This is a genomic window from Halarchaeum acidiphilum MH1-52-1 (assembly GCF_000474235.1).
In the GTDB taxonomy this organism is placed as follows: domain Archaea; phylum Halobacteriota; class Halobacteria; order Halobacteriales; family Halobacteriaceae; genus Halarchaeum; species Halarchaeum acidiphilum.
In genome coordinates this window covers 1-4,387 of sequence record NZ_BATA01000106.1, presented here as the reverse complement: position 1 = coordinate 4,387, position 4,387 = coordinate 1, and the positions used below count along the sequence as shown (strand labels likewise).

The 4,387-nt window shown below is 61.0% G+C and carries 6 protein-coding genes; all 6 read left to right on the top strand.

What is annotated here, in order from left to right; all coding sequences use genetic code 11:
* Window positions 1–37: 37 nt before the first annotated feature.
* From AOZ13_RS12915 to AOZ13_RS12895, 6 genes are read left to right on the top strand one after another with little or no spacing between them, the layout of a single operon-like run.
* A complete protein-coding gene (locus tag AOZ13_RS12915) occupies window positions 38–1,087 on the top strand; it encodes a mannonate dehydratase (protein WP_148294601.1) in 1,050 nt (349 codons plus the stop codon).
* Window positions 1,088–1,101: 14 nt separating this feature from the next.
* The gene (locus tag AOZ13_RS12910; RefSeq protein ID WP_081641523.1) at window positions 1,102–2,109 is read left to right on the top strand and encodes an ABC transporter substrate-binding protein; all 1,008 of its coding nucleotides are present in this window, start codon (window positions 1,102–1,104) and stop codon (window positions 2,107–2,109) included.
* The gene (locus AOZ13_RS12905) at window positions 1,997–2,479 is read left to right on the top strand and encodes a type 1 periplasmic-binding domain-containing protein (protein ID WP_148294600.1); all 483 of its coding nucleotides are present in this window, start codon (window positions 1,997–1,999) and stop codon (window positions 2,477–2,479) included. Before AOZ13_RS12910 ends, AOZ13_RS12905 begins: the two co-directional genes overlap by 113 nt.
* A 22-nt stretch (window positions 2,480–2,501) precedes the next feature.
* Window positions 2,502–3,227, top strand: a complete 726-nt coding sequence (locus tag AOZ13_RS12900) for a branched-chain amino acid ABC transporter permease (RefSeq protein ID WP_234402883.1) — start codon at window positions 2,502–2,504, stop codon at window positions 3,225–3,227.
* Window positions 3,224–3,361: a hypothetical protein gene (locus tag AOZ13_RS15130; RefSeq protein ID WP_234402882.1), complete on the top strand. Its 138-nt coding sequence runs from the start codon at window positions 3,224–3,226 to the stop codon at window positions 3,359–3,361. The genes AOZ13_RS12900 and AOZ13_RS15130 overlap by 4 nt, the downstream gene beginning before the upstream one ends.
* Window positions 3,354–4,385 (top strand): branched-chain amino acid ABC transporter permease, encoded by a 1,032-nt coding sequence (locus AOZ13_RS12895; protein ID WP_020221304.1) that lies wholly within the window; start codon window positions 3,354–3,356, stop codon window positions 4,383–4,385. Before AOZ13_RS15130 ends, AOZ13_RS12895 begins: the two co-directional genes overlap by 8 nt.
* Window positions 4,386–4,387: the final 2 nt, after the last annotated feature.

Genomic DNA, 4,387 nt, shown 5'->3' with positions numbered 1-4,387 from the left:
AAAAATATATAGGTCCAGTCACTCCTGATTTTAGTCGATGTCCACGCAGCAAATGCAGCAGACGCGTCAGGATAGTGAATTGTTCAACGGCCACCCGATGCGCTCGGCGCTCGGAACGTACAAACCACTCACGGACGACCGAATCCGCCTCATGCGGCAGCTCGGCGTCTCGGACGTCCTTCTCACCCCGCACCGACACGAGGGCTTCGAGTCGTCGATGCCTATGGGGGAGGCGTGGTCGGAGACTGATCTCACGGCGCTCGTTGACCGAGTCAACGATTTGGGAATGCGGCTCTTCGCCTTCGAGAAAATGCCGGTCCCCCTCTACGAGATTCTCCTCGCAGCAGGTGATGAGCGCGCGGAGAAGATCGACGTGATCGCGGAGACGGTCCGAAACATGGGTGCCGCGGGCGTCCCTGTCCTCGGTTACTCTGGTCACCCACCCGACGGCGCCGTCCGCACGACCCGCGAGTACCCGGTCCGCGGCGACGCGCTCGCCTCTGCGTACGACGAGGACGACCTCGAACCACGCCGGATCGTCGACCACGACGTTACTGAGTCGGAACTCTGGGAGGCCTACCAGGAGTTCCTTGATGCTGTCCTCCCGGTCGCGGAGGAGGTGGGCGTTACGCTCGCCGTACACCCGAGCGACCCCCCAGTCGAGGAACTCTTCGGCGTCCCCCTGCTCTTCAGGAACCGGGAGAACTTCGAGAGGGCGCTCGAGATGGGTAACTCCCCGAACCACGGTCTAAAGCTCTGCCTCGGCTGTTGGTCGGAGATGGGCGAGGATGTTGAGGAGATCATCCGGTCGTTCGGCGGGGACGACATCGTCTACGTCCACTTCCGAGACGTTGTTGGAACCGTCCCTCAGTTCCACGAGACCTTCCTCGACGACCCCGAGGGCAACTACGATGAGTACGCGGTCGTCCGTGCGCTCGATGACGTCGGCTTCGACGGCGTGATGACGCCGGATCACGTCCCGCTCCTCCAAGGCGACGAGGGCTGGGAGTTCGGGAGTATCCTCGGACGGACGTACACGGTCGGCTACCTGAACGGTCTCCTCAGGAGCGTCCGTACTCGAAATTGATTGGCGACGAACCCATGATCATCACGAACTATGGTAATATTTATTACGGATGCTCCAGAATGACAGAACGGCACTCCACCATGAAAGACAGTAACACGGACGGTCGGGGCAGCATCGATCGTCGCAACTTCCTGAAGGCGGCAGGTGCGGGCGGCGTTGCGATGGGCCTCGCCGGCTGCAGCGCTCTGGGTGGCGGGAGCGGAAAGATCAAGCTCGGACATATCGCCCCGATGCAGATGGACATCGGGAAAGGATCGTACCGCGGCGCTAAGATCGCGGTAGATGAGATCAACAGAAATGGGGGGATCAATGGGCAGAAGATCAATCTCATCCATAAGGACAGCCACGCGAGTTCCTCGCAGGCGAGCACGGTCATCAACAATTTCATCAATAGCGAGGAGGTCAACGTTATTATTGGGGGCTTCACGAGTGAAGCTGTGCTCGCAACGCTCGACCGAGTTGGCCAGTCAGACGTTCCCTACCTCGACACAGGCGCGTCCTCGCAGCAGATCACAGCGAAGATTTCGGACAACATGCCGGAGTACAAGAACGTGTTCAGGGTATCGCCCGTGAACGCGATCCACCAAGGAGAGGCGCTCGCGCAGTACGCACAGTTCCTCCACGACGAACACGGCTGGACGAAGTTCGCGATTGGCTGTGAGGATGCTGACTGGACAAAGAAGTTCAACACACTCACCGCGAACCGGATGAAGCAGAACGGCCTCGATATCGTCTATAACACTCGGTTCGCGCCGGACACCTCTGACTTCACGCCAATCCTCAACAAGGCAGAGGACAACGACGCGGAAGTGTTCCTCCACGCGATCGGCCACCTCCGGGACGTCCCTCCTCCAGAAGTGGCACCAGAACAAGTACCCGTTCGCCATGGAGGGTACCAATATTACCTCAATGTCGCCGAGTTACTGGGGCGACACGAACGGCTCTGCGCTCTACGACTCAACGGCGTACACACCCGGCGGCGTCGCGACGGTCACGGACAAGACGAAACACCTCATAAGTAAGTACCGTAACACCTACGACTCCCGGCCCGCGCTCCCGATGTACATGGGTGTGGGATCGTATGACGCCGTCTACGTCTACAAGCAGGCCGCTGAGTCCGCCGGTACCGTCCGTACCGGCGACATCGACAATATCTCCGACGCGCTCGAAAAGACCGACTACATGGGCGCGAGTGGTCGCATCCAGTTCACCAGCGGAGACACCGACTACGCCCACGACGTTAAGTACGGAAAGGACAAACAGCCGATGATCGCACGCCAGTGGCAGAAAGCCGAGAACGGCAACGGCCTTGCCGGGAGCGGCGGAAAGAAGGTTGCCGTCTGGCCGAAGGAATACGCGACCGGGAAACACCAGGCACCCCCGTGGGTCTAATCTTCCCCCCCGATAGCATGATATGTCCTTCATAACGTCCATCGCCATCAACGGCGCGATGATCAGCGCCGTATACGCGTTGATCGCCATTGGGTTCACCCTGATCCTCGGGATCAGGGGCGTGATCAACCTCACGCACGGCGCGCTGATCATGGTCGGCGCTTACGCGTTCTTGGTGTCGAACTACGTTCTCCCGCCGCTTGGCGCGTTCGTCGTCGGCATCACAACCGCGTCAGTAGCGTCCTTCCTCGTATACAAGGGGGTTGTACAGTACGTGGAGGGGAACGATCTCGTTGTCTCTTTCATGACGACGCTCGTCCTTGCGTTGTTCCTCCAGCAGATCGCGACAATGCTCTTCTCCTCGTCAGCGCGATCGCTCGCTCCGCTCGTCCCCGGTGGGGTCGCCGTCGGCGGGACGCGCGTGAGTTATAACAACCTCATCGCGTTCGTGATCTCGATTGCGGCGCTCACGCTCGTCGGATACTTTATCAACCGCACCCGCACTGGGCGGTCCATCCTCGCGACGTCGATGACGGAGAAGGGCGCCGTGCTCACCGGCGTCAACATCGACCGCGTGAACGCCGTTACCTGGCTGCTCGCCGGCGGTCTCGCCGGTCTTGCTGGCGTCTTCTGGGGGTCGCTTCAGGTGACGAGCCCCACGATGTGGTTCGACCCATTGAACCTCGCGTTCATCATCGTCATCATCGGTGGGATAGCTCGATCCGCGGGTCGCTCGTCGGCGCTGTGACGATTGGCTACCTTCAGACGATCACCGTCACAGTGTTCAACCCCTCCTACCGGGGATTATTCTCCCTCCTATTGCTCGCCGTCGTGATACTGATCCGGCCGGAAGGCCTCTTCGGGAGGGAGTACGTTGAGTAGCTCAAGTTCTCGGTTCGGCGCGGGTGCGGCGCTGCTCGCGGACGCGAACCGGTATCAGCTTACGTTCCTCTCCGTCTCCCTGATCCTCCTCGCGACGGGGCCGCTCTGGGCGACGAACGATCTCGCGTTCACGCTCGCGCTCGGCTCAGTCTGGGCGGTCATGGCGATGGGCTGGGACATCATCAGTGGCCACACGGACTACGTCAGCTTCGGGCACTCCTTCATCGCGGGTCTGGCGGCGTACTCGACCGCGTTGATTGCGTACAACATCTCGCCGAGCGTCCCGATGTACGTGACTATCCCGCTCTCGATTTTCGTCGCGTTCGCCGGTGGGATGGTGTTCGCGTTCCCCTCGCTACGGCTGCGAGGCCCCTACTTCTCGCTTATCACTCTCGTCGCCGTGTTCATCAGCCTGAAACTCGTGGTGATCTTCTCGACGTACACGAATGGGGCGCTCGGTATCGGCTCCGTTCCCATATTCACCTACGACGTGACCACGATGTACTACGTCACTCTCGTCGTCGCCGCCGTCATGGGTGTTGGACTCTACACCGTGAGTCGCTCCCACGTCGGCCGCGTGTTCAAGGCTATCGGGGAGAACGAGCGCGTCGTCGAGGAGGCCGGGCTGTCCACAGTGAAGTTCAAGCTCTGGGCATTCACGCTCTCCGCGATTGCCACCGGCGTCGGCGGCGTCATGCTTGCGCACTTCTACGGAACGGTATCGCCAGCGAATGTCCTCGACGTGAAGAACACCGTGAACATGATCGCGATGTCGGCGATGGGTGGGATGGGGACGGTCCTTGGCCCACTCAGTGGCGCGTACCTGATCGTCTTCCTCCGCGATTACTTCTTCGCGTCGTTCCTCGGCCCGAACGCGCGGTACGCCGCGGTCTGGGCGGTCGTCCTCGCCGTCCTGGTCTTCATACCGGAGGGCGTGGTCGCCTGGACATGGCGGAAACTCGGCGAGTACGGCGAAGACGACGACGCCGAGGACGCGGTCGACGACGGGGGTGAGACGGCGTGAGC